Raw genomic sequence first — 25,014 nt, forward strand, 5'->3', positions numbered from 1 at the left:
GTTTACGCGCCGCGCGCCAGCCCGCGCTCGGACCACAGGAAGATCGCCAGCGCCAGCACGCCGACCGTGCCAAATCCGCCCAGAAGCGGAAAGACCGTGCCGTTGAACTGGTGGCCGATCACGTAGGAGATGGGCAGCGCGATGAAATTCGACACCGACCCGATCAGCGCAGCGCCAAGGCCCGCCATATGGCCCAGGGGCTCCATCGCGATGGCGTTGAAATTGCCAAAGAGGATGCCGACGCAGAAGAAAGACGCGATCAACCAGCCGATGAAGAGCGGCAGGGGCGGCGCGCCGCCCCAGAGCGTGGCCGGAATGGCAAAGATGAGCGCCAGTGCGATCAACCCCGTCAGTGCGCAGCGCGTGAGGAACCGCATCCCCAGCCGCATCACCAGCATCGAGTTGATCACGGCGGCCCCGCCGATCGACAGCGCCGTCATCCCGAAATAGAGCGGAAAGAGCACGCCTGCCTCATAGACCACCTCGTAGACTTGCTGCGCGGTGCTGAGATAGGCGAGGAACGCGCCGAAAATCATTCCCAGCGCCAGCGTGTTCCCGATGGCGGTGCGATTGCGCGTGATCTCTTTCAGCCCGTGCCAGATCGCGCGCGCCGAGAAGGGGCGCCGCTCGTGGCGGGGCAGCGTCTCGGGTTGGCGCAGGGCAAACCAGCCGCCGGCCGCCAGCGCCAGCGCGATCAGCACGAGGAAGGTGGCGCGCCAGCCGCTGAGATAGATCACGATCTGCCCCAGCGCGGGGGCGATGGTGGGGACAAGGATAAACACGGCCATCACGAAGGACATGATGCGCGCCATGCTGCGCCCGCCATACCCGTCGCGCACCAGCGCCAGCGTTACGATCCGGGGGCTGGCGGCGCCAAGGCCCTGAAGCACGCGGCCGGTAATCATCATCTCCCAGCTGGTGGCGACCAGCGACAGGATGCAGCCGATGATGAAGATGGCATAGCCCAGGTAGATGATCGGCTTGCGCCCGAAACTGTCCGATAGCGGACCGGCCAGCGCCTGCCCCACTGCAAAGCCAAGGAAGAGCGACGAGACGATCAGTTGCACGTCATTGGCGGCATCCACGCCCAGATTATGCCCGATCGTGGCCAGCCCTGGCAGCATCATGTCGGTCGCCAGTGCGACGATCGAAATCATCATCGCAAGCAGGATGACGAATTCGGGCAGGTGCAACGGTGTGGTCGGGGTGCGCATGGAGGGGCCTTTCCGGGGGTGTGGTGCGAGTCCCGCTCCGGGCAGGCCGTGGGGCCGGGTTACGCCCCAGCGCGTCTCAGGTCCAGCGCAATTCGGCGGGCCGGATCTCGAACGCGAGGTGATGCGCGCCCCCTTCAAGGCCCTTTGCCGTGTGATTGGTCAGGGTGCGCCAATAGGGCTGCACGGTCACCGCATCGGCGCGCACCAGCGCCTCGAGACGGGCCATGATCGCGCGGCGCGCCTCGATGTCGAGCGTCGCCAGCGCCTCGTCCAGCAGGGCGTCGAATTCGGGATTGGACCAGCCGAACTCGTTCCACGGCTCGCCCGAGCGATAGGCCAGCGCATAGGTCTGCACCGCCAGCGGCCGGTGTCCCCAGTCGGTCGTGCTGAAGGGAAAATTCGCCCATCCGGCCCAGTAAACCGGTCCCGGCAGGATCATGCGGCGCACCTTGATGCCCGCATCCTGCAGCAGCGCCTCGGCGGCATCCGCGGTGTTGCGCCGCCAGCTGTCGTCGATCGAGATCAGCTCGTGCACGAAATCCTGCATCCCGGCCTGGATCATCATCTGCCGCGCGCCCGCCGGATCATAGAGCGGCGCGGGCATCGGCGCATAGGCGGGATGAAGGGGCGAGACGTGGTGGTTCTCGGCCACCTCGCCGCGATCCGCATGGCCCAGCTCCAGCAGGACGGCGTTGTCCATCGCCAGTTGCAACGCGCGGCGCACGCGCAGGTCGGCGTAGGGGCGAGCCCCGTCCACCTCGGCCTGCTGATTGGCGCGGATGACAACGGTGGCGGCGGTGCGGATGTCATGGGTGCGCCATGTGTCGAGCGCAGCGAAGGCATCGACATATATGCCCTCGATCGAATGGGTCATGTCAATCAGGCCCGCCTCGGCGGCGGCGAAGGCGGCCAGCGGATCGGTGCCGGTATCGACGAATTCGATCCGCTCCATCCAAGCGCCGTTCCCGGCGTTCCACCAGTCATGCGCGTCGTTGCGCACCAGCACCGCGCGCTGGCCCGGCACCATCATCTCGGGCAGGTAAGGCCCTGTGCCGACCGGGTTTTCCAGCATCGTCTCGGCGTCGAAGTCCTCGGGCACGATGGCGGCGGGGTAGTCGGCCATGCCCGCGATCAGCGAGATATCCGGGCGCGGCAGGGTCAGCTCGACCGTGTGGCTGTCCGTCTGGGTGATGGCGCCGTCAATGGCGCGGCCCGTGTCGGGGTCGATCAGAACGTCAAAGCGGCCCGCCATGGAATTGCCCTTGGCGCCCCGCTCGCACCAGCGGGCGATATTGCGCGCGACATCGGCGGCGGTAAAGGGCGTGCCGTCGTTCCAGGTGACGCCCCGCCGCACGTTCAGGGTATAATGCGCGGCGTCATCCGAGATGCTCCAATCCTCCAGCAGCCGGGGCAGGAAAGTGCCGTCATTTTCATAGCTGACAAGATATTCCAGCCAGCCGCGCGTGAAATTTGCCGCCTGATACCAGTCGAACATGCGCGGGTCCGCCACATCGCGCACCAGCATCTGGATGCGTACCGTGGCGCGCGTGTCCTCGGGGCTGCGCCCTTCCGTGCGCTCCACGCCCTCCTGCGCGGCGGCGGGCGCGGGCAGGCCCAAGAGGCCATAGGCTGTCGTTGCGCTGGCGCCGAAGGCGCTGGCAAGGGCCAGGAACTCGCGCCGGTCCGCCCGGTCCAGCACGCCGCCATCTTCGCGCGCCCCCCGCCGCAGTCTGGCGGCCTGATGGCGCAGCCACTCGGGCAGCGGGCGGTCTGGGCGGGTGCGTCTCATCAGGGCGTCTCCGGCGGTGGGGCCGGGATTCGCAGCGCTCCGGCGTTCTTATTTGTTCCCCAATGCCGGCCAAAGTGCAATCGCCGGTCAGGTCGCGCTGCCTTCGGGCGGATTGGGTAGGGTGGGCGCGCTGAAGGGCGCGTCGCCCAATCCCTCGGCCCGCGCCGCGCGCCGGACGGCGGGGCGCGCCTCGAGTTTGCGGCAGATCCCCATCAGTTTGGGCAGGCCATCTAGGGTGAACCACGCCGTATCCCCAATTGGGTAGAGCGCGCACCAGCGCAAGAGTGGCGCAAGGTAGAGGTCGATCATCGAAGGGGCGTCGCCGCCAAAGAATGGCCCTGCTGCCGCGCGCTCCATCTGCGCCAGATGCTCCAATATCTGACCGCGCATGTGGCGGCGCAGCGCCTCTTCGGCGCCGGGGCAGTATTTTTCCGGATAGAACGTCATCCGCAGCGCCGGGTGCAGGGTGTTGGCCACGAAGATCAGCCATTTCAGGAAATCACCGCGCCCGCGCGCGTCCGGCAAAGGCGCCAACACACCGGGTGAGCGCCCGTCCAGCCAGAGCAGGATCGCCGCCGTCTCGAAGATCGCGCCCTCCGATGTTTCAAGCGCGGGAATCAAGCCATGTGGATTGATCCGGCGGTAGGCCGGGCCCTGCTGCGCGCGGGCGGCGCGGTCGACCAGCCTAGTCTCGAAGGGCAGGCCCAGCTCTTCGATTGCGAGGCGCACGATCAGCGAGGCGTTGTCTGGGGCATAATGCAGGATGAGGCTCATGCGAGGCATGTTACTCGCCCCGCGCACGGCGCCAAGAGGCAAGTGCGGGCGCCGCGCCTGATTGCCTCTCGCACGATAAGGCCATAAGGCCTATAACGACGCAGAAACAACGGGGAGTCGCCGCCATGTCCGGACAATTGTCACCTATCGACAAGGCCAAGTTCGTCGCCGCCAAAAAGGCGGTCGATTATGTCGAGGACGGCATGCGCGTGGGTCTCGGCACGGGATCGACCGCTGCATGGATGGTGCGCTGCCTTGGCGAGCTGGTGCGCGAGGACGGTCTGAAAATCCGCGGCGTGCCCACCTCCACCCGCACCGCCGAGCTGGCCCGCGAGGTCGGCATCGAGGTGATCAGCCTTGATGAAGCCAAGTGGCTGGACCTGACCATCGACGGCGCGGACGAGTTCGACAGCGAGTTGAACCTGATCAAGGGCGGTGGAGGTGCTTTGCTGCAGGAAAAGATCGTGGCGACGGCGAGTGACCAGATGATCGTCATCGCCGACGCGGCCAAGGAAGTCGGCCATCTGGGCGCGTTCCCCCTGCCGATCGAGGTGATCCCCTTTGGATGGCAGACCACACGCGCGCTGGTCGAGGAAATGCTGATCTCGGTCGATGTGCTGGGCCGTGACGTCACGCTGCGGATGAACGGCGATCATCCTTACGTCACCGATGAGGGCAACCATATCCTTGATCTGCATCTGGGCCGGATCGGCAACGCGCGGCAGCTGGCCATGGTGCTGAACCAGATCCCCGGCGTCGTCGAAAACGGGCTTTTCGTCGATATCTGCGACGTGGTCGTGATCGGCCATGGCGATGGGCGGGTCGAACTGCGCGACATTAACGAGGGCACGATCGAGCAGGACAGACTTGATTTCATGGAATCCGACAATTTGTTCAAGGACATGATGGAATGACAGGTGCCGCCGAAGAGGTCGAGGTGACGTTCCCCGTGGCGCCCGCGCGGCGCCGGGCCATGCTCTTCAACCTATGCGCCTACACGTTCAGCGCCGCCACGGCGGTATGGCTCTGGCAGAAGGATGGCAGTCTGTTCTGGCTGGCATGGGGCGCGCTCAGCACCGCGCTCCTCGTCTTTACCGCCGTGTCGTTCCTGCGCCGCCGGTGGGTGGCGCGGATGGATAGGAGCGGTGTCCATATCCAAGGCTTCTGGGGCCGGGTACAGACGCTTGCTTGGCCCGAGCTGGTTGCGCATACCATTGATCCGGCCCGGCGCACCGGCGTGATCTTCGCCGCGCCGCTGACCGGCACGCGCGAGCGTTTCGGCATCGTCTCGCTGCGCATGATGGGTGCGCAGGCCGCGCAGGAATTTCACGGCGCGCTGCTGGCGCGCCGGCCGGATATCGAGAACCGGCTGCCGCACTGACGTCCAAAGAAGGAAGCATATATGACATTCGACTACGATCTTTTCGTGATCGGTGGCGGCTCGGGCGGGGTGCGGGCGGCGCGGGTTGCGGCGGGCACCGGCGCCCGCGTGGCATTGGCCGAGGAAAGCCGCTATGGCGGCACCTGCGTCATCCGTGGCTGCGTGCCGAAAAAGCTGATGGTCTTTGCCAGCGAGTTCCCGAGCGAGATGCGCGACGCGCAATCCTACGGCTGGACGGTGCATGCGGGCGGCTTTGACTGGTCCGCATTCCGCGACCATCTGCATCAGGAGCTGGACCGGCTGGAAGGCGTCTATCGCAACCTGCTGAAGAACAGCGGCGTCGAGACCTACGACGCCCGCGCGCGCCTGACTGATGCGCATACCGTCAACCTCTCGACCGGTGAAAGCTATACCGCCAAGCACATCCTGATCGCGACCGGGGGCGCACCCGTGCGCCCCGACATGCCCGGCGCCGAGCATGGCATTGTCAGCGACGACATCTTTGATTTTGACGCCCTGCCGCGCAGTATCCTCGTGGTTGGCGGCGGCTACATCGCCTGCGAATTCGCGTGCATTCTCAACGGTCTTGGCGTGGATGTGACGCAGTATTACCGGGGCGCGCAAATCCTGCGCGGCTTTGACGAAGAGGCGCGCGGGCTGGTGTCGGAGGACATGATCGACAGTGGCATCGACCTGAAACTTGGCACCAATATCCTCAGCATCACGCCCGATGGGGATGGCTATGTCGTCAAGTCCACCCACGGCGACGAAAAGCACTTCGACAAGGTTTTCTTCGCCACCGGCCGCCGCCCCAACAGCGCCGATCTGGGGCTGGAGGATCTGGGCGTGGGGATGGGCCGCAATGGTCAGATCGAGGTGAACGAATATTCGCAAACCGCCGTGCCCTCGGTCTATGCCATTGGCGACGTGACGGACCGGGTCAACCTGACGCCGGTGGCCATTCGCGAAGGCATGGCCTTTGTCGAGACGGTCTTCAACGGCAATCCGACCCCGGTGGATCACGACCTGATCCCGACCGCGATCTTTACCCAGCCCGAGATCGGCACCGTCGGCCTCAGCGAGGAAGCGGCGCGCGATATCGAGCCGGTCGAGGTCTATTGCACCTCCTTCCGCCCGATGAAGACGGCCTTTGTCGGGCGCACCGGCCGCGTGCTGATGAAGCTGGTCGTAAGCCAGGCCACCCGCCGCGTGCTGGGGTGTCACATCGTCGCGCCCGGCGCGGGAGAGATGATCCAGATGGCCGGCATCGCGGTCAAGATGGGTGCGACCAAAGAGGATTTCGACCGTGTTTGCGCGGTTCATCCCACCATGTCGGAGGAATTGGTGACGATGAAGACGCCCGTGCGCACCGGCTGACACTGCGGAACATTGGCGCCTCTTGGGTTGAATTTCGGGGCGCGCTATACAGTTTAACAAGGACCGGGGTGCCAAGGTGCCCGGGTTGCGACATTCAAAGGGATGGATATTCATGGCAGGACAGTCGGGCGGCCCATGGGGCGGCGGCGGTAACTCGGGCAAAGGCTCGGGCGGAAATAATGGCAACGGTCAGAACGGCAGCGGAGAGCGCGGCGGTCGTCGCCCCGGTGGCAGTGGCCAGATGCCCGAGATTGACGAGTTGGTCCGCAAGGGCCAGGACCAGTTGCGCGTGCTGATGGGCGGTCGCGGCGGCGGCGGGGGCACCTCGGGTGGCTCTGGCGGCGGCGAGGGACCGCGCGTGACGCGGGGTATGGTCATCTTGGGCCTGCTGGGCGCCGTTGCGCTGTGGCTGTTCGCCAGTTTCTACACCGTCAAACCCGAAGAACGCGCGGTCGAGCTGTTCCTTGGCGAGTATCATCGCACCACCGGATCGGGCCCGCATCTCGCGCCTTGGCCCTTCATCACCTATGAAAAGGTCGTCGTGACCTCCGAGCGCAGCGAGGACATCGGTGTCGGCGCGCGCGGCGGCGAGGCTGGGCTGATGCTGACCGGCGACGAGAACATCGTCGATATCGATTTCCAGGTCGTCTGGAACATCTCCGATCCGGCCATGCTGCTGTTCAACCTGCGCGATCCGCGCGCCACGATCCGCGCCGTGTCCGAATCCGGCATGCGTGAGATCATCGCGCAGTCGCAGCTGGCGCCGATCCTCAACCGTGACCGCGGCATCATCGCGTCGCGCCTCGAGGAGTTGATCCAGTCGACACTGGACAGCTACGAGAGCGGCATCAACGTCATCCGTATCAACTTTGACAAGGCAGACCCGCCGCAGGAGGTCATCGACGCCTTCCGCGAAGTGCAGGCCGCCGAGCAGCAGCGCGACCGCCTTGAAAAAGAGGCCGACGCCTATGCCGCCCGCATCCTTGCCGAGGCGCGTGGTCAGGCTGCGCAGACGCTGGAAGAGGCCGAAGGCTATCGCGCCCGCGTCGTCAACGAGGCCGAAGGTGAGGCCAGCCGCTTCAGTGCGGTTCTGGGGGAATACACCAAGGCCCCCGAGGTGACGCGCAAGCGCCTTTACCTCGAGGCGATGGAGGAAGTGCTGGGCGACATGGACAAGATCATTCTTGATCAGAACCAGTCCGGCGGCGCATCGGGCGTCGTGCCCTACCTGCCGCTCAATGAGCTGCGCAAGAATTCGGAAGGTCAGTAAACATGGGTAAATCAGCTTATATCCTACCCGCCATCGCGGTTGCCGGTGTCGTCGGCATGCTGTCGGTCTTTATCGTGGACGAGCGTGAAAGCGCTCTTGTGCTGCAATTCTCCAAGATCATCGACGTCAAGGAAGAGCCGGGCATTGGCTTCAAGATTCCGTTCATCCAGCAGGTCGTGCGCTATGATGACCGCATCCTCAGCCGCGATATCGACCCGCTCGAAGTGACGCCGCTGGATGATCGGCGCTTGGTGGTCGACGCTTTCGCGCGCTATCGGATCACTGACGTCCGCCGCTTCCGCGAGGCTGTCGGCGACGGAGGCATCCCTTTTGCCGAAAGCCGTCTGGACTCGATCCTGCGCTCGCGGACACGGGAAGTCCTCGGCTCGGTCAGCTCGAACGACATCCTCAGCACGGACCGTGCAGCGCTGATGCTGCGCATCCGCAACGCGGCCATCGCAGAGGCCAAGGAGCTGGGCATCGAAGTGGTGGACGTGCGGCTCAAGCGCACCGATCTGCCCGCGCAGAACCTTGACGCCACATTCGCCCGGATGCGGGCCGAGCGTGAACGTGAGGCGGCGGACGAGATCGCGCGCGGCAACGAGGCGGCGCAGCGCGTGCGCGCGCAGGCTGACAGGACGCAGGTGGAGCTGGTGTCCGACGCCAACCGCCAGGCCGAGATCACCCGAGGCGAGGCAGACGCGCGCAGCAACGCGATCTTCAACCAGGCGTTCGGCGCGGATGCGGAATTCTTTGAATTCTATCGCTCGCTCGATGCCTATCGTGGGGCGCTGCAGGGCAGCAACTCGTCCATCGTGATGTCGCCCGAGAGCGACTTTTTCACCTACTTCAATTCCGCCGGTGCACAGCTTGTTCCCGAAGGCGGCGCGGCTGCGCCTGCTCCGGCAGAGGGGGACGGCGGTGCCGATACTGGCGCTGATGCGAATGCGGGCAGTGAGACGGGCTCGGCGACCGAAAGCGGTGCTGCCGCCAGTGGCGCCGCGTCTGGCGCATCGACCAGCGGCGTGCTGGATGGCGCGGCGCAGACCGACGGCCAGACGGGCGGCCAGACGGCCACGCAGTAATGCTGGCCACCGGCGCATTGGCGCTGGGCCTCGTGCTGATTGTCGAGGGGCTGGTCTATGCGCTGGCCCCCGGCATGATCGAGCGGATGCTGATAGCGCTGCGCGCCATGCCGCTTGAGGCCCGCCGCGCCGTAGGCCTTGCCGCGATGACGGCGGGGCTGATCCTGGTCTGGCTGGCCAAGGGGCTGGGTGCGTGAGGGGCGTAACACTCGCGTGATGCGCCATTTCACCGTTTGCACCCGGCGCGCCTGTCTCTACACTTGAGGCAAGAGCGAATGAAAAAACGCAATCGAGGAGAACCGGTTTTGAGACATGCAAGCAAAGCAGCGGCGCGCCCGCACCCCGGAGTGGTCAGGGCAGTGGCACTGTCCTGTCTGACGGCGGCGCTGCTCTTCGCTCAGGTGCTGGTCGCGCAGGCCCGCCCCGAAAGCTTTGCCGACCTGGCGCAAAAGGTCAGCCCGGCTGTCGTCAACATTACCACCTCCACGACTGTGGCGCAGGGCACCGGCCCGGCGCCGCTGGTGCCGGATGGCTCGCCCTTCGAGGACTTCTTTCGCCAGTTTCGTGAGCCCGGCGAGGATGGTGCCCCCGCACCGCGCCAGCGCCGCAGTTCGGCCCTCGGCTCGGGCTTTGTCATTTCCGAAGACGGCTATATTGTCACCAACAACCATGTGATCGAGCGCGCCGATGAGATCATCATCGAGTTCTACGAGGGCGGCGAGCTGGAGGCGACCGTCATCGGCACCGACCCCAAGACCGATATCGCGCTGCTGAAGGTCGATGCCGACACTCCGCTGCCTTTCGTCAGCTTCGGCGATAGCGACACCGCGCGCGTGGGCGACTGGGTAATGGCGATGGGCAACCCGCTGGGCCAGGGCTTTTCCGTCAGTGCGGGCATCGTTTCGGCCCGCAACCGCGCGCTCAGCGGCACCTATGACGATTACATCCAGACAGACGCAGCGATCAACCAGGGCAACTCGGGCGGGCCGCTTTTCGACATGGATGGCAAGGTCGTGGGCGTGAACACCGCGATCCTCAGCCCCAATGGCGGCTCGATCGGCATCGGCTTTTCGATGGCCTCCAACGTGGTGACCCGCGTTGTCGACCAGTTGCAGGAGTTCGGTGAGACGCGCCGCGGCTGGCTGGGCGTGCGCATTCAGGACGTGACCGAGGACGTGGCCGAGGCGATGGGCCTCGATATTGCCGCCGGCGCGCTGGTGACCGATGTGCCCGAGGGCCCGGCCGCCGACGCCGGCATGATGGCCGGCGATGTCATCACCTCCTTCGACGGGGTCAAGGTGGCTGACACGCGCGAGCTGGTCCGCCAGGTGGGCGAGACCGATGTGGGCAAGAACGTGCGCGTCGTCGTCTTTCGCGATGGCAAGACCCAGACGCTGAAAGTCACGCTGGGCCGACGCGAAGATGCCGAGGCCGCTTCGGGCCCGGGTATCGAGGGTGGCGATCCCGATGCCACGCCCGAGCCGCAGACCCTGATGGGCCTGACCCTCGCACCGCTGGATGACGACCTGCGGGCGCAGTTGGAACTGCCCGGTGATGCTCAAGGCCTTGTCGTGCAGGATATCGACCAACTGTCGGAGGCATATCAGAAAGGCCTTCGCGCGGGTGATGTCATCACCGAGGCGGGTCAGCAGACCCTCGGCACCATCGCCGATCTGGAAAGCCGGATCGCCGACGCGCGCGAGGCGGGGCGCAAATCCATTCTGCTTCTGGTGCGCTCGAATGGCGAGCCGCGTTTTGTCGCGCTGTCACTGATGGACGAGTAAGGCACGGGGATTCAGCGCCTGAAAGGGCTGCGGAACACCTTGCAAACATGATCGCCCCGCCGGACCTTCCGGCGGGGTTTTTCGTGTCGGCGGGGCGCATTCTGGACCCGCGCCGGATGCCAGGCGTCGCTTTTGGGCCGGAACTCGGCCCGTTTGGTTGCGAAACCCCGTCATGTCTTGTTACCCTCGCCCCTTGATAGCGGTGGCCAAAGGGCTGCCGAGTGTCGCTAGGCCTTGGAGGCCGGGCTGTGCCCCGCGTTCCATGGCAACAAAGAATGAGGGCGTGTGCAGCGCCGACCAATGAAACGGGGATGACGCTGGCACGCCTGCGCGATTTGCGCATGCCTGTGCTGGCCACACCCCCAGAGGGAAAGGACGACACATGGTGGATGAGACAGGGGATCAGGGGATCCCGGCGCCGGAAGGCGAGTCAGACATCATCCAGACCGATTACGAGATCGGTCAGGATAACGTAACGACTTCCATCGGGCCATTCGGCCTCGATTTTCACAATCCCGTCTTTGCGATGGCGGGTATTTCAATCATCGCCTTTGTGTTCTTCGCCCTGGCCCTGCCGGATCAGGCCAATGCGATGTTCACATGGGCCTTCAACTTCGTCACCAAGAGCTTTGACTGGTTCTTCCTCAGCGCGGCGAACATCTTTGTCATCTTCTGCCTTTTCCTGATCGTCAGCCCCTTCGGCTCGATCCGGTTGGGCGGCTCGGACGCGACGCCGGACTATTCCTACATCGGATGGTTCGCGATGCTCTTCGCTGCGGGCATGGGTATTGGCCTCATGTTCTTCGGTGTGTCCGAACCGATGAGCCACTTTGCCAGCTCGCTGGGCGGCACAACGGTCGAGGATGGGCTGCGCACCGACTGGGCGCCTCTGGCCGCAGCATCGGGCGACGATGCGGCAGCAACCCGGCTTGGCATGGCGGCGACGATCTTTCACTGGGGTCTGCACCCTTGGGCGATCTACGCGGTCGTGGCACTGGCACTGGCGCTGTTCAGCTATAACAAGGGCCTGCCGCTGACGTTGCGCTCGGCTTTCTACCCGATCTTCGGCGAGCGTGTGTGGGGCTGGACCGGCCATATCATCGACACGCTGGCCGTCTTTGCCACGCTTTTCGGCCTCGCCACCTCGCTGGGCTTCGGCGCCGAGCAGGCGGCCTCGGGCCTGACATTCCTCTATGGATCGGGCGACGCGGCAGAGGGCACGCGCAGCTTTCTCGGGATCACCTATGGCAACACCGAGGAGAGCGGCGTTGCGGATTCCAGCACCCTCCTGGTGTTGCTGATCACCGGCATCACCGCCATTGCGCTCATTTCGGTCGTGCGCGGCCTCGATGGCGGGGTCAAAGTGCTGTCCGAGATTAACATGGGCCTTGCCGGCCTCTTGCTGGTCTTCACGCTTCTGGTCGGCGGCCCGATCTTTCTGCTGACCTTCTTTGCCGATAGCCTCTGGGCCTATCTGCAAAACCTCATCCCGCTCAGCAATCCGTTCGGACGCGACGACACCAATTTCGTTCAGGGCTGGACGTCGTTCTACTGGGCGTGGTGGATCAGCTGGTCACCCTTCGTGGGCATGTTCATCGCCCGCGTCAGCCGGGGAAGATCAGTGCGCGAGTTCCTGATCTGCGTGCTGCTGATCCCCAGTCTTGTCTGCGTGCTCTGGATGAGCGTCTTTGGCGGGACGGCGATCAATCAGGTCGTGGCAGACAACTACACCGCGGCCAAGGATGCGGCGCTGGAGCTCAAGCTCTTCTACATGCTCGACCAGTTGCCGCTGGCGACGATCACCTCGACCATCGGCATCATCCTCGTCGTGGTGTTCTTCGTGACCTCGTCGGACTCCGGCAGCCTTGTGATCGACACCATCACGGCGGGTGGCAAGGTGGACGCGCCGGTCACGCAGCGCGTGTTCTGGTGCATCTTTGAGGGCGCGGTCGCAATCGTGCTCTTGGTCGGCGGTGGCCTTGCGGCGCTGCAATCGGCGGTCATCTCGACGGGACTGCCCTTTACGCTGGTCCTGCTGATCATGTGCTGGGCCATCTTCAAGGGCCTGCAATCCGAGCGTAACGCCTGAAGGTAGCCTCAATACCAATGACATGGCCCCCGGACGCTTGCGCGTGCGGGGGCTTTGTTGTTTTCTGCCCGGATGGAAAACAGGGAGGCCGGGATGAGCAGCAGATTGGATGTGGATTTTGTGCGCGGGCAGTTCCCGGCGTTTGAAGAGTCGTCCCTGCAAGGGCAGGCGTTTTTCGAGAACGCCGGCGGCTCTTATGCCTGCGCGCCCGTGATCGACCGGCTGACGCGCTTCTACCGCGCGCGCAAGGTGCAGCCCTACGCGCCCTACGAGGCGAGCACGCTGGGCGGCGCCGAGATGGACGAGGCGCGCACGCGCCTTGCCGCCATCATGGGCATCGATACGGATGAGCTGAGCTTTGGCCCCTCGACCACGCAAAACACCTATGTCCTCGCCCGCGCCTTTGCCCAGTGGATGCGGCCGGGCGACGCGATCGTCGTGACCAACCAGGATCACGAGGCCAATAGCGGGCCTTGGCGCAGGCTGGCAGATGAAGGCTTTGACGTGCGCGAATGGTGCATCGACCCCGATACCGGCCATCTCGACCCCGAGGATCTGGAGGATCTGCTGGATGAACGCGTGCGCCTCGTCTGCTTTCCTCATTGCTCGAACGTGGTGGGCGAGGTCAATCCCGTGGCCGAGATCACCGCGCTGGCCCATGCGGCGGGCGCCTTTGTCTGTGTCGATGGGGTCAGCTATGCGCCCCACGGCATCCCGGATGTTGGCGCGCTGGGCGCCGACATCTACCTCTTTTCCGCCTACAAGACCTACGGGCCCCACCAGGGCATCATGGCGATCCGCCGCGCCCTTGGCATGATGCTGCCCAACCAGGCGCACTATTTCAACGAGGACAGCCTCTATAAACGCTTCACCCCCGCCGGGCCGGATCACGCGCAGGTTGCCGCCTGCGCGGGCATGGCGGACTACATCGACGCGCTGGCCGATCACCACGGGCTGACCGGCGATGCCGCCGCGCGGGGGCAGGGCGTGCATGACCTGATGCGCGCCCATGAGGAGGCGCTGCTGCAACCGCTGCTGGACTACGCCGCTTCGCGCAACTCCGTGCGCTTGCTCGGGCCCAGCCATGCCGCAGGCCGCGCGCCTACCGTCGCGCTGCGCACCGACCGCCCCGGCGAGGAGGTGGCGCGCGATCTGGCGCGGCATGGCATCATGGCAGGGGGCGGCGACTTCTATGCCGTGCGCGCGCTGAGGGCGATGGGGGTCGATCCGGCGCATGGGGTGCTGCGCCTCAGCTTTGTACATTATACGGCGAAGGCCGAGGTCGATAAGCTGATGAGCGCATTGGACGAAGTTCTTTGACCCCGCGCCCTGCGCCCTATGTCATGGCCGAACGCACAAGCCGGATCTGACATGAGCGATAGCAAACCGACCCTTCTATGGCTGCGCCGTGATTTGCGGCTCAGCGATCACCCGGCTCTCACCGCCGCGCTGGAGGCCGGTGGGCCTGTCATACCGGTCTTCATCCACGACAAAGCGGTCGAGGCGCTGGGCGCCGCGCCCAAGTGGCGCCTTGGCCTTGGCCTGGAGAAGCTGGAAGAGACGTTGGAGCCGAAGGGTAGCCGCCTGATCCTGCGGCGCGGCGATGCGCTGGAGGTTCTGCGCGACCTCATCACGGAGACGGGGGCAGGGGCCGTGCATTGGTCGCGCCTTTATGATCCGGACGCCATCGCGCGCGACAAGGCGGTCAAGGCCGCGCTAAAGGAGGATGGCATCGACGTGCACAGCCATTCGGGGCTTCTGATGTTTGAGCCGTGGACCGTCGAGACCAAGGATGGCGGATATTACAAGGTCTATACTCCGATGTGGCGCGCGGTTAAGGATCGCGGGGTCGCCGAGCCATTGAAGGCGCCGGCCAAGCTGAACCCGCCCGAGGAGTGGCCCGCCTCTGACAGCCTGGACGACTGGAAGATGAGCGCCGCCATGAACCGCGGCGCGGAAGTTTGCCTGCCTTACCAGCAGGTCGGCGAAGCGGCGGCGCAGGACCGGCTTGCGTGGTTCATCGACGGGCCCATCGACGATTACAATGATGCGCGCGACAAGCCCGCGGTCGATGGCACCTCGCGCCTCTCGGAAAATCTGGCGCTGGGCGAGATCACCCCGGCGCAATGCTGGCACGCGGGCCAGCGCAAGCTGCACGAGGGCTCGAAAGGGGCCGAGCAGTGGATCAAGGAGCTGGTCTGGCGCGAGTTCGCCTATCATCTGATCTATCACACGCCGCAGATCGCCACCCGCAACTGGCGCGAGAAATGGGACGCCTTCCCCTGGAACGAGGATGGTGAGACGCCCGAGGTCATGGCGTGGAAACAGGGCCGGACGGGCATCAAGTTCGTCGATGCGGCGATGCGCGAGATGTATGTAACGGGCCGTATGCACAACCGCGCGCGCATGATCGTTGCCAGCTACCTGACCAAGCATCTGATGACCCATTGGCGCGTCGGTCAGGCGTGGTTCGATCAGCACCTGACCGATTGGGACATCGCCTCGAATGCGATGGGCTGGCAATGGGCCGCCGGCTCGGGGCCCGATGCTTCGCCCTATTTCCGCATCTTCAACCCCGAGACGCAGCTGGAGAAATTCGACGAAAAGGGAAACTATATTCGCGACTGGATCGTGGAAGGACAGGAGGATCACAGCGATACGGCGCTCAGCTATTTCGATGCGATCCCGCGCAGCTGGGGCCTCAGCCCGGATGATGCCTACCCCGCGGAGCCGGTAGTCGGGCTTGCCGAAGGGCGAGAGCGCGCGCTGAATGCCTATCAGGACCGCTCGTTCTGAGTGTCGAGGATGATGAAATGCAGCGCAAAATTGCGTATAAGGGCAATAAAAACGGAAAGACCACTGCCATGATCCTGACTTCGACCGACGGCCAGAAAGACCTGCCGCGCTATTTCGCCCGCGTTTTCGAGAAAACCAAGGGTATCAACCGCGGCCGCCTCGATTTCGTGCTGCCCGACGGGCGTGTCTTTCGCGCGGACGGCCCCAATCCCGGCCCGGTGGGCGAGGTGCATCTGCACAATACGGATGTCTTTGCCCGCCTGATCCGCGAGGGCGACCTGGGATTTTGCGACGCGTACCTCGATGGCTGGTGGTCCACCCCCGACCTGCAGGCGCTGATGGATTTCATCTGCACGGATAACGAGGACGTCTATGACGGCTTCCCCGGCATGGGCCTTGTCCGCGCGTTCGAGCGGGCGCGCCACTGGCTGCGCAGCAATTCCAAGGGGCAGGCACGCAAGAACATCAGCCATCACTATGATCTTGGCAATGATTTCTACAAGCTCTGGCTGGATGATACGATGACCTATTCCAGCGCCATTTTCGAGACGGGCCAGGAAAGCATGGAGAAGGCGCAGATCGCCAAATACGCGTCGATGGTCGACCGTATGGGCGTGGGGCCCGGGGACCATGTGCTGGAGATCGGGTGCGGCTGGGGCGGGTTTGCCGAATATGCCGCGGCCGAGCGCGGGCTGAAGGTGACCGGCCTGACGATCAGCCGGGAGCAGTTGAACTACGCGCGAGAGCGCATTGAAAAGGCGGGGCTTTCCCATCTGGTCGAGTTCAAGATGCAGGACTACCGCGACGAGCGGGGCCTCTATGATGGCATCGCCAGCATCGAGATGTTCGAGGCCGTCGGCCAACAGTACTGGCCCGTCTATTTCGATACGGTGCGCGAGCGGCTGCGTCCCGGCAAACGCGCGACGCTGCAAATCATCACGATCAGCGACGACCGCTGGGATGTCTATCGGCGCGGCGTGGATTTCATCCAGAAATACATTTTTCCGGGCGGCATGCTGCCCAGCCCCAGCGCCCTGCGGGCCGAGGTCGAGCGGGCAGGCCTGACTTTGGCCGGGTCCATGGAATTCGGCGAAAGCTACAGCCAGACGCTGCGCCGTTGGCATGACCGCTTCAATGACCGTTGGGACAGCGTCGCCGCGCTGGGCTTTGACGAGCGGTTTCGCCGGATGTGGAATTTCTACCTGACCTCTTGCGCCGGATCGTTTCACGCGGGAAACTGCGACGTGACACAGATCACCATAGCAAAGCCCGGATAAGACATGCCTTCCACGCGTACCCTTCCCACCGCTGCCCGTCTTGTCGCAGCCTTGTCACTGGGGGCGCTCGGCTGGCTTGCCAGCGATCTTGTGCGGCCGCTCATGCCGGAGGGCACCGGCTTTGGCTGGTTCAACTACGTGAACGCCGTGCTTGGCCTTCTGTGCGGCTGGTATGTCATCGGCAGCCGGGCGGGGCGCGGCATGATCGATGCGTTGGCGAACGGGCTGACCGGGGTGCTGGCGCTGACCATATGGGCGTTTTTCGTCCAGAGCCTGAATCTCATGCTCAAGCAGTCACTGGAGAACAAGTACAGTGGCCCGGTTCAGGCTGTCATTGGCATTTTCCGGAATGCCATCGACTACGCGGAATACCTGATCGATCCCACGCTGATCGGCGTTCTGTTGATCGGCGGCATGGTCTGCGGAGTTCTGGCCGAGATGGCCGCGCGGCGCTGGACCTGAGCGGACCAGGGCATGACTGATATCTTCCTCTATGGCACGCTGCGCGATCGTGCGCTCTTGGCCATTGTGCTTGGCCCCGAGGCCTTTGGCGCCGATCTGCGCGAAGCGGTCCTGCCGGATCACGCGGTCAGCTGGGCCGAGGGGCAGGTTTTCCCGACCATCGCCAAGGCGGCGGGGCAGGAGGCGCGCGGCGTACTGTTGGCCAATCCGGGCGATGCGCTGCTTGAGCGGCTGGATTTCTACGAGGGCGGCTTTGGCTATGATCTGAAGCCGGTCGATGTGATCAGCGAAGGCGCTGCGCGCCGCGCCCGCGTCTATTTCCCGCGCCCCGGGCAATGGCCCCCCGGCGCGCCCTTCGATCTGGCCGACTGGCAAGAGCGGTATGGCCCGCTCAGCCGTCTCGCCGCGGGCGAGGCGATGTCCTATCTGGGCCGCATGGACGCTGAGACGCTGGCCTCTCGCATGCCGATGATCCGCGCGCGTGCCTCCGCGCGGCTGGCCGCCACCGGTGTGCCCGCCGAGATCCGCTCCGATACCGGCGCAGATACGGTCGAGGTTCTGGAGACGCAGGTGAATCACATCGGCTTCTACCGTTTCGAGACGCAGCGCCTGCGCTATCCGAGCTTTCGGGGCGACCTTGGCCCTGAGGTCCGCCGCGAAATGATTGTGGCGACCGATGCGGCCTTGGTCCTGCCCTACGATCCGGTGCGTGACCGGGTGCTGCTGGTCGAGCAGTTTCGCATGGGCCCTTTCGGGCGCGGCGATCCGCGCCCCTGGATGCTGGAGCCTGTGGCAGGCCGTGTCGATCCGGGCGAGACGCCCGAAGAGGCCGCGCACCGCGAATGTGCGGAGGAGGCAGGCCTGACGCTCAGCCGGCTTTTGCCGATTGCGGGCTATTATTGCACCCCCGGCTATTCAACTGAGTATTTTCACAATTTCGTAGGGTTGGCGAACCTGCCCGATGACCTGCCGCGCTTTGGCGGGCTGGAGTCGGAGGCCGAGGATATCCGCGTGCATCTCGTTGATTTCAACGCTGCGATGCGCCTGATCGAGACTGGCGAGGCCGATAACGGGCCGCTGATCCTGTCGCTTTTGTGGCTGGCGGCGAACCGGCGCGCCCTGCGCGCTGCGGCTTGAGTCCGGGGGCCATCGGGCCTAAGTCTTTGACCAACGCTTTAACGCTGCAACGCTGAAAGGACGCGCCATGCGCTTTGCCGAGGATCTGGCCGCTGCGGTCGGTAACACCCCCCTGATCAAACTGCGCCGGGCCAGCGAAGAGACCGGCTGCACCATTCTGGGCAAGGCCGAGTTTCTGAACCCGGGCCAATCGGTCAAGGATCGCGCGGCGCTTTATATCATTCGCGACGCCGTTGCGCGCGGGGATCTGAAACCGGGTGGCACCATTGTCGAGGGCACGGCGGGCAATACTGGCATCGGGCTGGCGCTGGTCGGCGCGTCGATGGGGTTTAAGACGGTGATCGTCATCCCCGAGACGCAAAGCCAGGAGAAAAAGGACATGCTGCGGCTTGCCGGTGCCGATCTGGTGCAGGTGCCGGCGGCGCCCTATAGCAACCCCAACAACTTCGTGCGCTATTCCGAGCGTCTGGCGCAGGAGCTGGCCAAGACCGAACCGAATGGCGCGATTTGGGCCAACCAATTCGACAATACCGCCAACCGTCTTGCTCATATCGAGACGACCGGCCCCGAGCTGTGGGAGCAGACGGACGGTAAGCTGGACGGGTTCTGCTGCGCGGTCGGGTCGGGCGGCACGCTGGCGGGCGTCGGCATGGCGCTGCAGCCCAAGGGGGTCAAGGTGGCGATTGCCGATCCGATGGGTGCCAAACTTTATTCCTACTACACCACCGGCGAGCTGGAGAGCGAGGGCGAGAGCATCGCCGAGGGCATCGGGCAGGCGCGGATCACCGCCAATCTTGAAGGCTTCACGCCGGACTTTGCCTACCAGGTTCCCGATAGTGAGGCGCTGCCCATCGTCTTTGACCTGCTGGAGCATGAGGGCCTCTGCATGGGCGCCTCTACGGGCGTGAACGTGGCAGGCGCGATGCGGCTGGCGCGCGAAATGGGCCCCGGCCATACTATAGCGACGATCCTCTGCGACTATGGCACGCGTTATCAGTCCAAGCTTTTCAACCCTGAATTCCTGCGCGAAAAGGGCCTGCCGGTCCCCGGCTGGATGCAAGGCGCGCCGCGCTCGATCCCCGGGGTATTCGCTGAATGATGGCATTGCTGCGCAATCTGCTGCTGGCGCTGACGCTTGCGGTGGTGCCTGCCGGTGCGGCGATGGTGGCCCTTCCGGGCGCCGCTCACGCGCAGCAGCCCCCCGAGGCACCGAATTATGACCGCTGGGAAGCACTGGCCAACCGGGCCAGCGAGGCGATCGAAAACCAGCGCGCCTCTCTTGCCGCCTTCGAGAGCATGCGCGAACAGCTGGCCGAGTGGCGCAGCGTTTTCGCCAATGCGCAGAACATCAATTCCAGCGCGATTTCGACCCTTGAGGCGCAGATCCGGGCGCTGGGCCCCGCTCCGGCGGAAGGCGAAGAGGAAAGCCCCGAGATCGCAGCCGAGCGCGAGAGACTGAACGCGCAGCTGGCCGATTTGCGCGCCCCGGTCAGGCAGGCCGACCTGGCCTATAGCGAAGCGGATGAGATGATCCGCAATGTCGACCGCATCATCCGCGAGCGCCAGACCGAAGAGCTGCTGGAGCGCGGGCCGTCCCCGCTGAACCCGACCCATTGGGGCGAGGGGTTCTCGACCCTTGTGTCCACCTTCACCACCGCGCGGGCCGAAATCGTTACCAGCCTGAACAGCCCCGCTGAGCGGGCCCAGATAACCTCGAACCTGCCAGTCGTCGCCTTTCTCAGCCTCATCGGCCTCATCCTGCTGGTGCGCGGACGATTCTGGGCCGAATGGCTCGTGCGCATGGTGCTGCCGCTCAAGATTACGTCGGGGGTGTGGCTGATCAAGTTCATCATGTCGCTCGGAGAAGTCGTGATGCCGACCATTGGTATGGTCATGCTGGTGCAGGCGGCAACGATCAGCGATCTTCTGGGCACGCATTCTACTGCGCTGTTAGACAGCCTCTTTGGTGCAATCTTCATCTTTTTGGTGTCACGCTGGCTGTCTTTGCGTCTCTTTGCGCGTGAGGATGACGGGCGTCTGCCGCTTGCGCTGGGGCCGGACAAACGGCGTTCGGGGCGGCTCTACGCCGGGCTTCTCGGGCTTGTGGTTGCGGTCCTCTACTTGATCAGTGAAGTCGCCGAGGGGAATGGCTGGACCTCGGCCGCCAAGGTGGTGATTGCGTTCCCGGTGATGGTCATCGCGGGTCTGCTGCTGATCCGGATGTCGCGGCTTCTGGTTGCGCATTATCGCGCCTTGGCGGACCCGGGCGAGGATACGGACGTCCACAACACGACCTATGGAAACCGCATCGGCCGGCTTCTGGCCAAGCTTCTGACCGCCGTCGCCATTGGCACGCCGGTGCTGGCCGCCCTCGGCTATTACAAGCTGGCGATGGGTATTCTCATGCCGTCGCTCCTGTCCTTGATCCTCTTGGCGACGCTTCTTGTGCTGCGCGGTGTCGTGGTGGAAATCTACGTGCTGACCACGCGCAAGAGCGAGGGAAGCTCCGAGGATCTGATCCCGATGCTCGCCGGGTTCATCCTTGCGTTGGCGTCCTTGCCTTTCTTTGCACTGATCTGGGGCGCGCGCGTTGCGGATCTGAGCGAGCTTTGGGTCAGGTTCAAGCGCGGCGTCACGCTGGGAGATCTGACAATATCGCCGACAATCTTCCTGACGCTCGCCATCGTCTTCTCGATCGGTTTCATCGTCACGCGGGTGCTTCAGGGCACGCTCAAGAATTCGCTTTTGCCCAAGACCAAGATGGAGACGGGCGCGCGCGACGCCATCGTGTCGGGCGTGGGCTATATCGGCATCTTCCTTGCCGCGCTGATCGCGGTGACAAGCGCCGGGATCGACCTCAGCAGCCTTGCCATCGTCGCCGGTGCCCTGTCCGTCGGTATCGGTTTCGGCCTGCAGAACATCGTTTCCAACTTCGTGTCGGGCATCATCCTTCTGATCGAGCGGCCCATCAGCCAGGGCGACTGGATCGAGGTGAATGGCCAGCACGGCACGGTGCGCGAAATCTCGGTGCGCTCGACCCGGATCGAGACCTTCGACCGCTCGGACCTGATCATCCCGAACTCGGACCTCGTCAGCGGCGTGGTCACCAACTATACCAAGGGCAGCACGGTGGGCCGCCTGATCGTCAAGGTGGGCGTGGCCTATGGCAGCGATACGAAACAGGTCGAAGCCATCCTGCGCGAGGTCGCAACAGGCCATCCCATGGTGCTGATGAACCCCGAGCCGACGGTCCTCTTCAGGGCGTTCGGCACGGATTCCTACGATTTTGAGATCCGGGCGATCCTGCGGGACGTGAACTGGATCATGGGTGTCGGGTCGGACATGCACCATGAGATCGCCAAGCGCTTTGCCGAGGAAAACATCGAGATTCCCTATCAGCAGCGCGACATCTGGCTCCGCAACCCCGAGGTGTTGACCGGCGCCGCCGCAGGCGCCGCGCAGCGCAAGGCGACCGAGCAGCCGGATGCCAAGGTCTCGGACAAGGCGCCCGCCATGAGTCACACAGCCGGCACGGGTCAGCCACAGCGCATCGACGATGGCGACAGCGCCGGCGATCCCGATGGAGACGGACGATGACGCATCCCCTGTTCGGCGACGATGCCTATTGCGCCGACGCGCCAGGCAGTGTGACGGCGCATACTGCCGAAGGCGGCGTCGTTCTCGATCAGTCGATCTTCTATCCCACTGGCGGCGGCCAGCCCGGCGACAGCGGCCATGTCACCTGGCCCGGCGGCAGCATGGAGGTGGCCACGACCGTCAAGGGCGAGGGGGGCGCCATCGTCCTCGTCCCCGCCGCGCCGCAGGCCTTGCCGCCGGTCGGCACCGCCCTGCGTCAGACGCTGCTCTGGTCCCGCCGTCACCGCCTGATGCGGATGCACACCGCGCTGCACCTCCTGTCGGTCGTCATACCCTTGCCCGTCTCTGGCGGGTCCATCGGGGAGCTGCGCAGCCGGCTCGATTTCGACATGCCCGAGGCCCCCGAGGATCCCGCCGCAATCGAGGCCGAGCTGAACGCGCTGATCGACGCCGACCTGCCGGTCAGCGAGGACTGGATCACCGGCGCCGAACTCGATGCCAACCCCGAACTGGTCAAGACGATGTCCGTCGCTCCACCGCGCGGAGCAGGCCAGATCCGCCTCGTCCAGATCGGTGCGGAGGCGCCCTATGTCGACCGCCAGCCCTGCGGCGGCACCCATGTGGCCCGCACCGGCGAGATCGGCCAACTGCGGCTTGGCAAGATCGAAAAGAAGGGCCGCCAAAACCGCCGGGTCTATCTGCACCTAGATAATTGAAAAGCGACATTATGCCCTTGATCTGCCCGGTTGCCCCCCGTTAAAGAGGCGCAACGGAGCGGTGGCCGAGTGGTCGAAGGCGCACGCCTGGAAAGTGTGTAGGCGGGAGACCGTCTCCAGGGTTCGAATCCCTGTCGCTCCGCCACAAACCAATCGCGAACCCGAGACGAGACCCCGGTGCGGGTCTTTTTTCTTTTTGGTTCAAAGGGGTTTAACGACGTCATCCAACTTTCGGAGACTGGCCACCCGTCCGAAATTGGTCTCCGAACGCCTCGCGTCTCTTTTCACCCGCCCTTCACCCAAATCGAGACGCATTCAAAAATGCGCGTTATTTCAGGTGCTTGACAAAAATAGATTGCGCCGCAGTTGAGGTGGGTTCGAACGCTATCGAAACGATTAGAGAACCAGATCATCGAATGGGGTGGTGCCCCTGGGACAATTCGGGTGGACACTCGCGAAAACAGGATGGAGGTGAGAGAGGGAGTGTCGCCGGGAGGGCCTTCTGAAGCCTAAAAGGGCGTGGTAACTGCGCGGTAGGTCATGAGAGACCTCCTATTCAGATCGATTTGTGGCTCAGAGTCGGGGTGAGGGGTGCATCCTCGTTCAGGCTCGACCCTTGCCTTGTGTAGTCCAATGTAGTTATATGTAGCGGCTGAAACACAACGGGGCAAATACATATAACTACAAATGATGAATAAAAGCGTTCCCATATCATTTCGTCTTTCGGCGGAGACCAAGCAGGCGCTTGAAAAAGCGGCAAAAGATGATTCTCGTTCCGTTTCATCACTGTTGGACAAGCTGGTATCAGACTGGCTCAAGGAGCAGGGGTATCTGGCAAAGTAGTAGGGGACCGCTATGGGTGTAGATATGCCGTTACTCGCGGGACATTTTCTTTAACCTCCCCAGTTTGGGAAGGAGGGAGATGTTCATGACCAAGGATTAACTCGAGATTCAGCGTAAGTTGCGGATACTGCGACACGCCGTGGAGATCGGTCACGTCACCAAGACTTGCCGCTATTTTAGGATAGGTCGATCCAGCTTCTATCGATGGCGTCACGCCTATGCTGGGCGCGGCGAAGCTGGTCTGGTCAACCCGTCCCCATTCCCAAGTGGCGCGTCAATAGAACGCGGGCTGAAAATGAGAGAAAGGTGCTTTATCTTCGGGGCAAATATCACCTCGGCCCGATGCGGATCGTCGTACTCAGATTGGACCGGTTTCTGGTCTCAAGACCAGCTTGCGATACTGCGATGGAGTGACGCCGGTAAACCGGCGGAAGGCGCGGCTGAAGTGCTGTGGACTCTCGTACCCTACCATCATCGCAACATCGATCACCTTCATGTCGGGATCGTCAAGGCGCGTACGGGCAAGGTCGAAGCGTGCCTCCTGAACGATTTTCGAATATGAACTGCCGCTCTGTGCCAGCATGCGCTGCAATGTTCTCGTGCTGATACCCGAGATCTCGGCGGCGAAGGCGACATCGATGCGGCCCTCGTTGAGATAAGGCTGAACCATCATGCGCAGAAGGCTGACGAATTCCCAGGCGGATTGGCCATCCCGCACCTCCATCGACGACAAGGCCCCAAGCGAGCGTGACGTTTCCATGCCCGTGGATTGGGCAAGCTCTGCACGCGCGACCGTAACCGATGAATGCGGCTGCCCCATGAGGATGCGGGTGTTCGGGAAGGCTTCACGGACAGCCGCGGGCGGGCTTTTTGAGGAAACGAAGCAGATTTCGCGTGGATACCAGGATGCGCCCATGACGCTGCGTATGATCGAAATGATCGCCTGCAGGTTCAACCACTCCGCAAAACAGACGAAGAGATGACGATCGAGACCTGCCATGCTGCAGACGACACGGACGTCATCCATCTCGGGCTGGATGCTCATGCCGAGGGCACTGTCCTCCAGCCGCGTGATTTCGATCAAGGCCTCGAGGCGCTTCAGACCGGTTTGCGCAGCCACGATGGCCGCTTGGTGCGCCGGGCGTAACGAGTCCAGAGACGCTCTCTGCGCACCCAGAAACCCCAACTCCATGGGATGGAAATCGCGGCCCGACCGGGCAATCCACTCCAAAGCGAGTGGGACGCTGACATAAAGATCAGGCGTCTCTTCTATTCGTGGCGGCAACCGGGATTGGGCAAGATCGCGATCCACCGGAACGCCGAGGTCGCGTAGCACCTCGACAAAATTGCTCAGGTGCGTTGCCCTGACGAGCGCAAGCCTACCATCCAAACGCACTCTCCCTTCGCCTGCCTGCGCGAAATT

20 protein-coding genes, 1 tRNA gene and 1 pseudogene are annotated in these 25,014 nt (G+C 64.0%); 18 read left to right on the plus strand and 4 right to left on the minus strand.

What is annotated here, in order from left to right; genetic code table 11:
• Positions 1 to 2 precede the first annotated feature (2 nt).
• From ACEWPL_RS16350 to ACEWPL_RS16360, 3 genes are all read right to left on the minus strand, one after another.
• Positions 3 to 1,214 carry a multidrug effflux MFS transporter gene (locus ACEWPL_RS16350; RefSeq protein WP_393929861.1) on the minus strand — a complete coding sequence of 404 codons (1,212 nt, stop codon included), beginning with the start codon at positions 1,212 to 1,214 and terminating at the stop codon, positions 3 to 5.
• A 76-nt stretch (positions 1,215 to 1,290) separates the two neighbouring features.
• On the minus strand, positions 1,291 to 3,003 hold the full coding sequence (locus tag ACEWPL_RS16355) for an ABC transporter substrate-binding protein (RefSeq protein WP_393929859.1): 1,713 nt from the start codon (positions 3,001 to 3,003) through the stop codon (positions 1,291 to 1,293).
• A gap of 87 nt (positions 3,004 to 3,090) precedes the next feature.
• On the minus strand, positions 3,091 to 3,786 hold the full coding sequence (locus tag ACEWPL_RS16360) for a glutathione S-transferase family protein (RefSeq protein WP_393929857.1): 696 nt from the start codon (positions 3,784 to 3,786) through the stop codon (positions 3,091 to 3,093).
• A 116-nt stretch (positions 3,787 to 3,902) separates the two neighbouring features.
• Here ACEWPL_RS16360 and rpiA point away from each other — a divergent pair, with 116 nt between their 5' ends.
• From rpiA to ACEWPL_RS16450, 18 genes and pseudogenes are all read left to right on the plus strand, one after another.
• Positions 3,903 to 4,691 carry a ribose-5-phosphate isomerase RpiA gene (rpiA, locus tag ACEWPL_RS16365; RefSeq protein ID WP_393929855.1) on the plus strand — a complete coding sequence of 263 codons (789 nt, stop codon included), beginning with the start codon at positions 3,903 to 3,905 and terminating at the stop codon, positions 4,689 to 4,691.
• Complete coding sequence (locus tag ACEWPL_RS16370) at positions 4,688 to 5,158, plus strand: hypothetical protein (RefSeq protein ID WP_393929853.1); 471 nt, start codon at positions 4,688 to 4,690, stop codon at positions 5,156 to 5,158. The genes rpiA and ACEWPL_RS16370 overlap by 4 nt, the downstream gene beginning before the upstream one ends.
• 21 nt (positions 5,159 to 5,179) lie before the next feature.
• Positions 5,180 to 6,535 (plus strand): glutathione-disulfide reductase, encoded by a 1,356-nt coding sequence (gene gor / locus ACEWPL_RS16375; RefSeq protein WP_393929851.1) that lies wholly within the window; start codon positions 5,180 to 5,182, stop codon positions 6,533 to 6,535.
• Between the two features lie 112 nt (positions 6,536 to 6,647).
• Positions 6,648 to 7,805 carry an FtsH protease activity modulator HflK gene (gene hflK / locus ACEWPL_RS16380; RefSeq protein WP_393929849.1) on the plus strand — a complete coding sequence of 386 codons (1,158 nt, stop codon included), beginning with the start codon at positions 6,648 to 6,650 and terminating at the stop codon, positions 7,803 to 7,805.
• Between the two features lie 2 nt (positions 7,806 to 7,807).
• On the plus strand, positions 7,808 to 8,890 hold the full coding sequence (gene hflC, locus ACEWPL_RS16385) for a protease modulator HflC (protein WP_393929847.1): 1,083 nt from the start codon (positions 7,808 to 7,810) through the stop codon (positions 8,888 to 8,890).
• Positions 8,890 to 9,087, plus strand: coding sequence for a DUF2065 domain-containing protein (locus ACEWPL_RS16390; RefSeq protein ID WP_393929845.1), 198 nt, complete (start codon positions 8,890 to 8,892; stop codon positions 9,085 to 9,087). Before hflC ends, ACEWPL_RS16390 begins: the two co-directional genes overlap by 1 nt.
• A gap of 78 nt (positions 9,088 to 9,165) precedes the next feature.
• Complete coding sequence (locus ACEWPL_RS16395) at positions 9,166 to 10,674, plus strand: DegQ family serine endoprotease (protein ID WP_393929843.1); 1,509 nt, start codon at positions 9,166 to 9,168, stop codon at positions 10,672 to 10,674.
• 382 nt (positions 10,675 to 11,056) lie between these two features.
• Entirely contained in the window at positions 11,057 to 12,763 is a 1,707-nt protein-coding gene (locus ACEWPL_RS16400) for a BCCT family transporter (RefSeq protein WP_393929841.1), read from the plus strand.
• Positions 12,764 to 12,856: 93 nt separating this feature from the next.
• Positions 12,857 to 14,083, plus strand: a complete 1,227-nt coding sequence (locus ACEWPL_RS16405; protein WP_393929839.1) for an aminotransferase class V-fold PLP-dependent enzyme — start codon at positions 12,857 to 12,859, stop codon at positions 14,081 to 14,083.
• A gap of 51 nt (positions 14,084 to 14,134) precedes the next feature.
• On the plus strand, positions 14,135 to 15,559 hold the full coding sequence (locus ACEWPL_RS16410) for a cryptochrome/photolyase family protein (RefSeq protein WP_393929837.1): 1,425 nt from the start codon (positions 14,135 to 14,137) through the stop codon (positions 15,557 to 15,559).
• A gap of 68 nt (positions 15,560 to 15,627) precedes the next feature.
• Positions 15,628 to 16,836, plus strand: a complete 1,209-nt coding sequence (locus ACEWPL_RS16415; protein ID WP_393929835.1) for a class I SAM-dependent methyltransferase — start codon at positions 15,628 to 15,630, stop codon at positions 16,834 to 16,836.
• Between the two features lie 3 nt (positions 16,837 to 16,839).
• On the plus strand, positions 16,840 to 17,298 hold the full coding sequence (locus tag ACEWPL_RS16420; RefSeq protein ID WP_393929833.1) for a TrgA family protein: 459 nt from the start codon (positions 16,840 to 16,842) through the stop codon (positions 17,296 to 17,298).
• A 12-nt stretch (positions 17,299 to 17,310) separates the two neighbouring features.
• The gene (locus ACEWPL_RS16425; RefSeq protein ID WP_393929831.1) at positions 17,311 to 18,435 is read left to right on the plus strand and encodes an NUDIX domain-containing protein; all 1,125 of its coding nucleotides are present in this window, start codon (positions 17,311 to 17,313) and stop codon (positions 18,433 to 18,435) included.
• A gap of 67 nt (positions 18,436 to 18,502) precedes the next feature.
• Positions 18,503 to 19,534, plus strand: coding sequence for a cysteine synthase A (locus ACEWPL_RS16430; RefSeq protein WP_393929829.1), 1,032 nt, complete (start codon positions 18,503 to 18,505; stop codon positions 19,532 to 19,534).
• The gene (locus ACEWPL_RS16435; protein WP_393929827.1) at positions 19,531 to 22,032 is read left to right on the plus strand and encodes a DUF3772 domain-containing protein; all 2,502 of its coding nucleotides are present in this window, start codon (positions 19,531 to 19,533) and stop codon (positions 22,030 to 22,032) included. The genes ACEWPL_RS16430 and ACEWPL_RS16435 overlap by 4 nt, the downstream gene beginning before the upstream one ends.
• Positions 22,029 to 22,748, plus strand: coding sequence for an alanyl-tRNA editing protein (locus ACEWPL_RS16440; RefSeq protein WP_393929825.1), 720 nt, complete (start codon positions 22,029 to 22,031; stop codon positions 22,746 to 22,748). Before ACEWPL_RS16435 ends, ACEWPL_RS16440 begins: the two co-directional genes overlap by 4 nt.
• 55 nt (positions 22,749 to 22,803) lie before the next feature.
• Positions 22,804 to 22,893 (plus strand) — tRNA-Ser (locus ACEWPL_RS16445).
• Between the two features lie 804 nt (positions 22,894 to 23,697).
• Positions 23,698 to 23,945: pseudogene (locus tag ACEWPL_RS16450) on the plus strand (helix-turn-helix domain-containing protein); the annotation flags it as partial.
• A 4-nt stretch (positions 23,946 to 23,949) separates the two neighbouring features.
• On the opposite strand, the gene ACEWPL_RS16455 reads toward ACEWPL_RS16450, so the two are convergent.
• On the minus strand, positions 23,950 to 24,981 hold the full coding sequence (locus tag ACEWPL_RS16455; RefSeq protein ID WP_420744359.1) for a helix-turn-helix domain-containing protein: 1,032 nt from the start codon (positions 24,979 to 24,981) through the stop codon (positions 23,950 to 23,952).
• Positions 24,982 to 25,014 lie beyond the last annotated feature (33 nt).

The organism is Roseovarius roseus, from assembly GCF_043355935.2.
GTDB classification, from domain to species: domain Bacteria; phylum Pseudomonadota; class Alphaproteobacteria; order Rhodobacterales; family Rhodobacteraceae; genus Roseovarius; species Roseovarius roseus.

Coding starts and splice junctions, on each gene's coding strand:
- ACEWPL_RS16350 (WP_393929861.1), bottom strand. CDS start 1,214: ATGCGCACCCCGACCACACCGTTGCACCTGCCCGAATTCGTCATCCTG.
- ACEWPL_RS16355 (WP_393929859.1), bottom strand. CDS start 3,003: ATGAGACGCACCCGCCCAGACCGCCCGCTGCCCGAGTGGCTGCGCCAT.
- ACEWPL_RS16360 (WP_393929857.1), bottom strand. CDS start 3,786: ATGCCTCGCATGAGCCTCATCCTGCATTATGCCCCAGACAACGCCTCG.
- rpiA (WP_393929855.1), top strand. CDS start 3,903: ATGTCCGGACAATTGTCACCTATCGACAAGGCCAAGTTCGTCGCCGCC.
- ACEWPL_RS16370 (WP_393929853.1), top strand. CDS start 4,688: ATGACAGGTGCCGCCGAAGAGGTCGAGGTGACGTTCCCCGTGGCGCCC.
- gor (WP_393929851.1), top strand. CDS start 5,180: ATGACATTCGACTACGATCTTTTCGTGATCGGTGGCGGCTCGGGCGGG.
- hflK (WP_393929849.1), top strand. CDS start 6,648: ATGGCAGGACAGTCGGGCGGCCCATGGGGCGGCGGCGGTAACTCGGGC.
- hflC (WP_393929847.1), top strand. CDS start 7,808: ATGGGTAAATCAGCTTATATCCTACCCGCCATCGCGGTTGCCGGTGTC.
- ACEWPL_RS16390 (WP_393929845.1), top strand. CDS start 8,890: ATGCTGGCCACCGGCGCATTGGCGCTGGGCCTCGTGCTGATTGTCGAG.
- ACEWPL_RS16395 (WP_393929843.1), top strand. CDS start 9,166: ATGAAAAAACGCAATCGAGGAGAACCGGTTTTGAGACATGCAAGCAAA.
- ACEWPL_RS16400 (WP_393929841.1), top strand. CDS start 11,057: ATGGTGGATGAGACAGGGGATCAGGGGATCCCGGCGCCGGAAGGCGAG.
- ACEWPL_RS16405 (WP_393929839.1), top strand. CDS start 12,857: ATGAGCAGCAGATTGGATGTGGATTTTGTGCGCGGGCAGTTCCCGGCG.
- ACEWPL_RS16410 (WP_393929837.1), top strand. CDS start 14,135: ATGAGCGATAGCAAACCGACCCTTCTATGGCTGCGCCGTGATTTGCGG.
- ACEWPL_RS16415 (WP_393929835.1), top strand. CDS start 15,628: ATGATCCTGACTTCGACCGACGGCCAGAAAGACCTGCCGCGCTATTTC.
- ACEWPL_RS16420 (WP_393929833.1), top strand. CDS start 16,840: ATGCCTTCCACGCGTACCCTTCCCACCGCTGCCCGTCTTGTCGCAGCC.
- ACEWPL_RS16425 (WP_393929831.1), top strand. CDS start 17,311: ATGACTGATATCTTCCTCTATGGCACGCTGCGCGATCGTGCGCTCTTG.
- ACEWPL_RS16430 (WP_393929829.1), top strand. CDS start 18,503: ATGCGCTTTGCCGAGGATCTGGCCGCTGCGGTCGGTAACACCCCCCTG.
- ACEWPL_RS16435 (WP_393929827.1), top strand. CDS start 19,531: ATGATGGCATTGCTGCGCAATCTGCTGCTGGCGCTGACGCTTGCGGTG.
- ACEWPL_RS16440 (WP_393929825.1), top strand. CDS start 22,029: ATGACGCATCCCCTGTTCGGCGACGATGCCTATTGCGCCGACGCGCCA.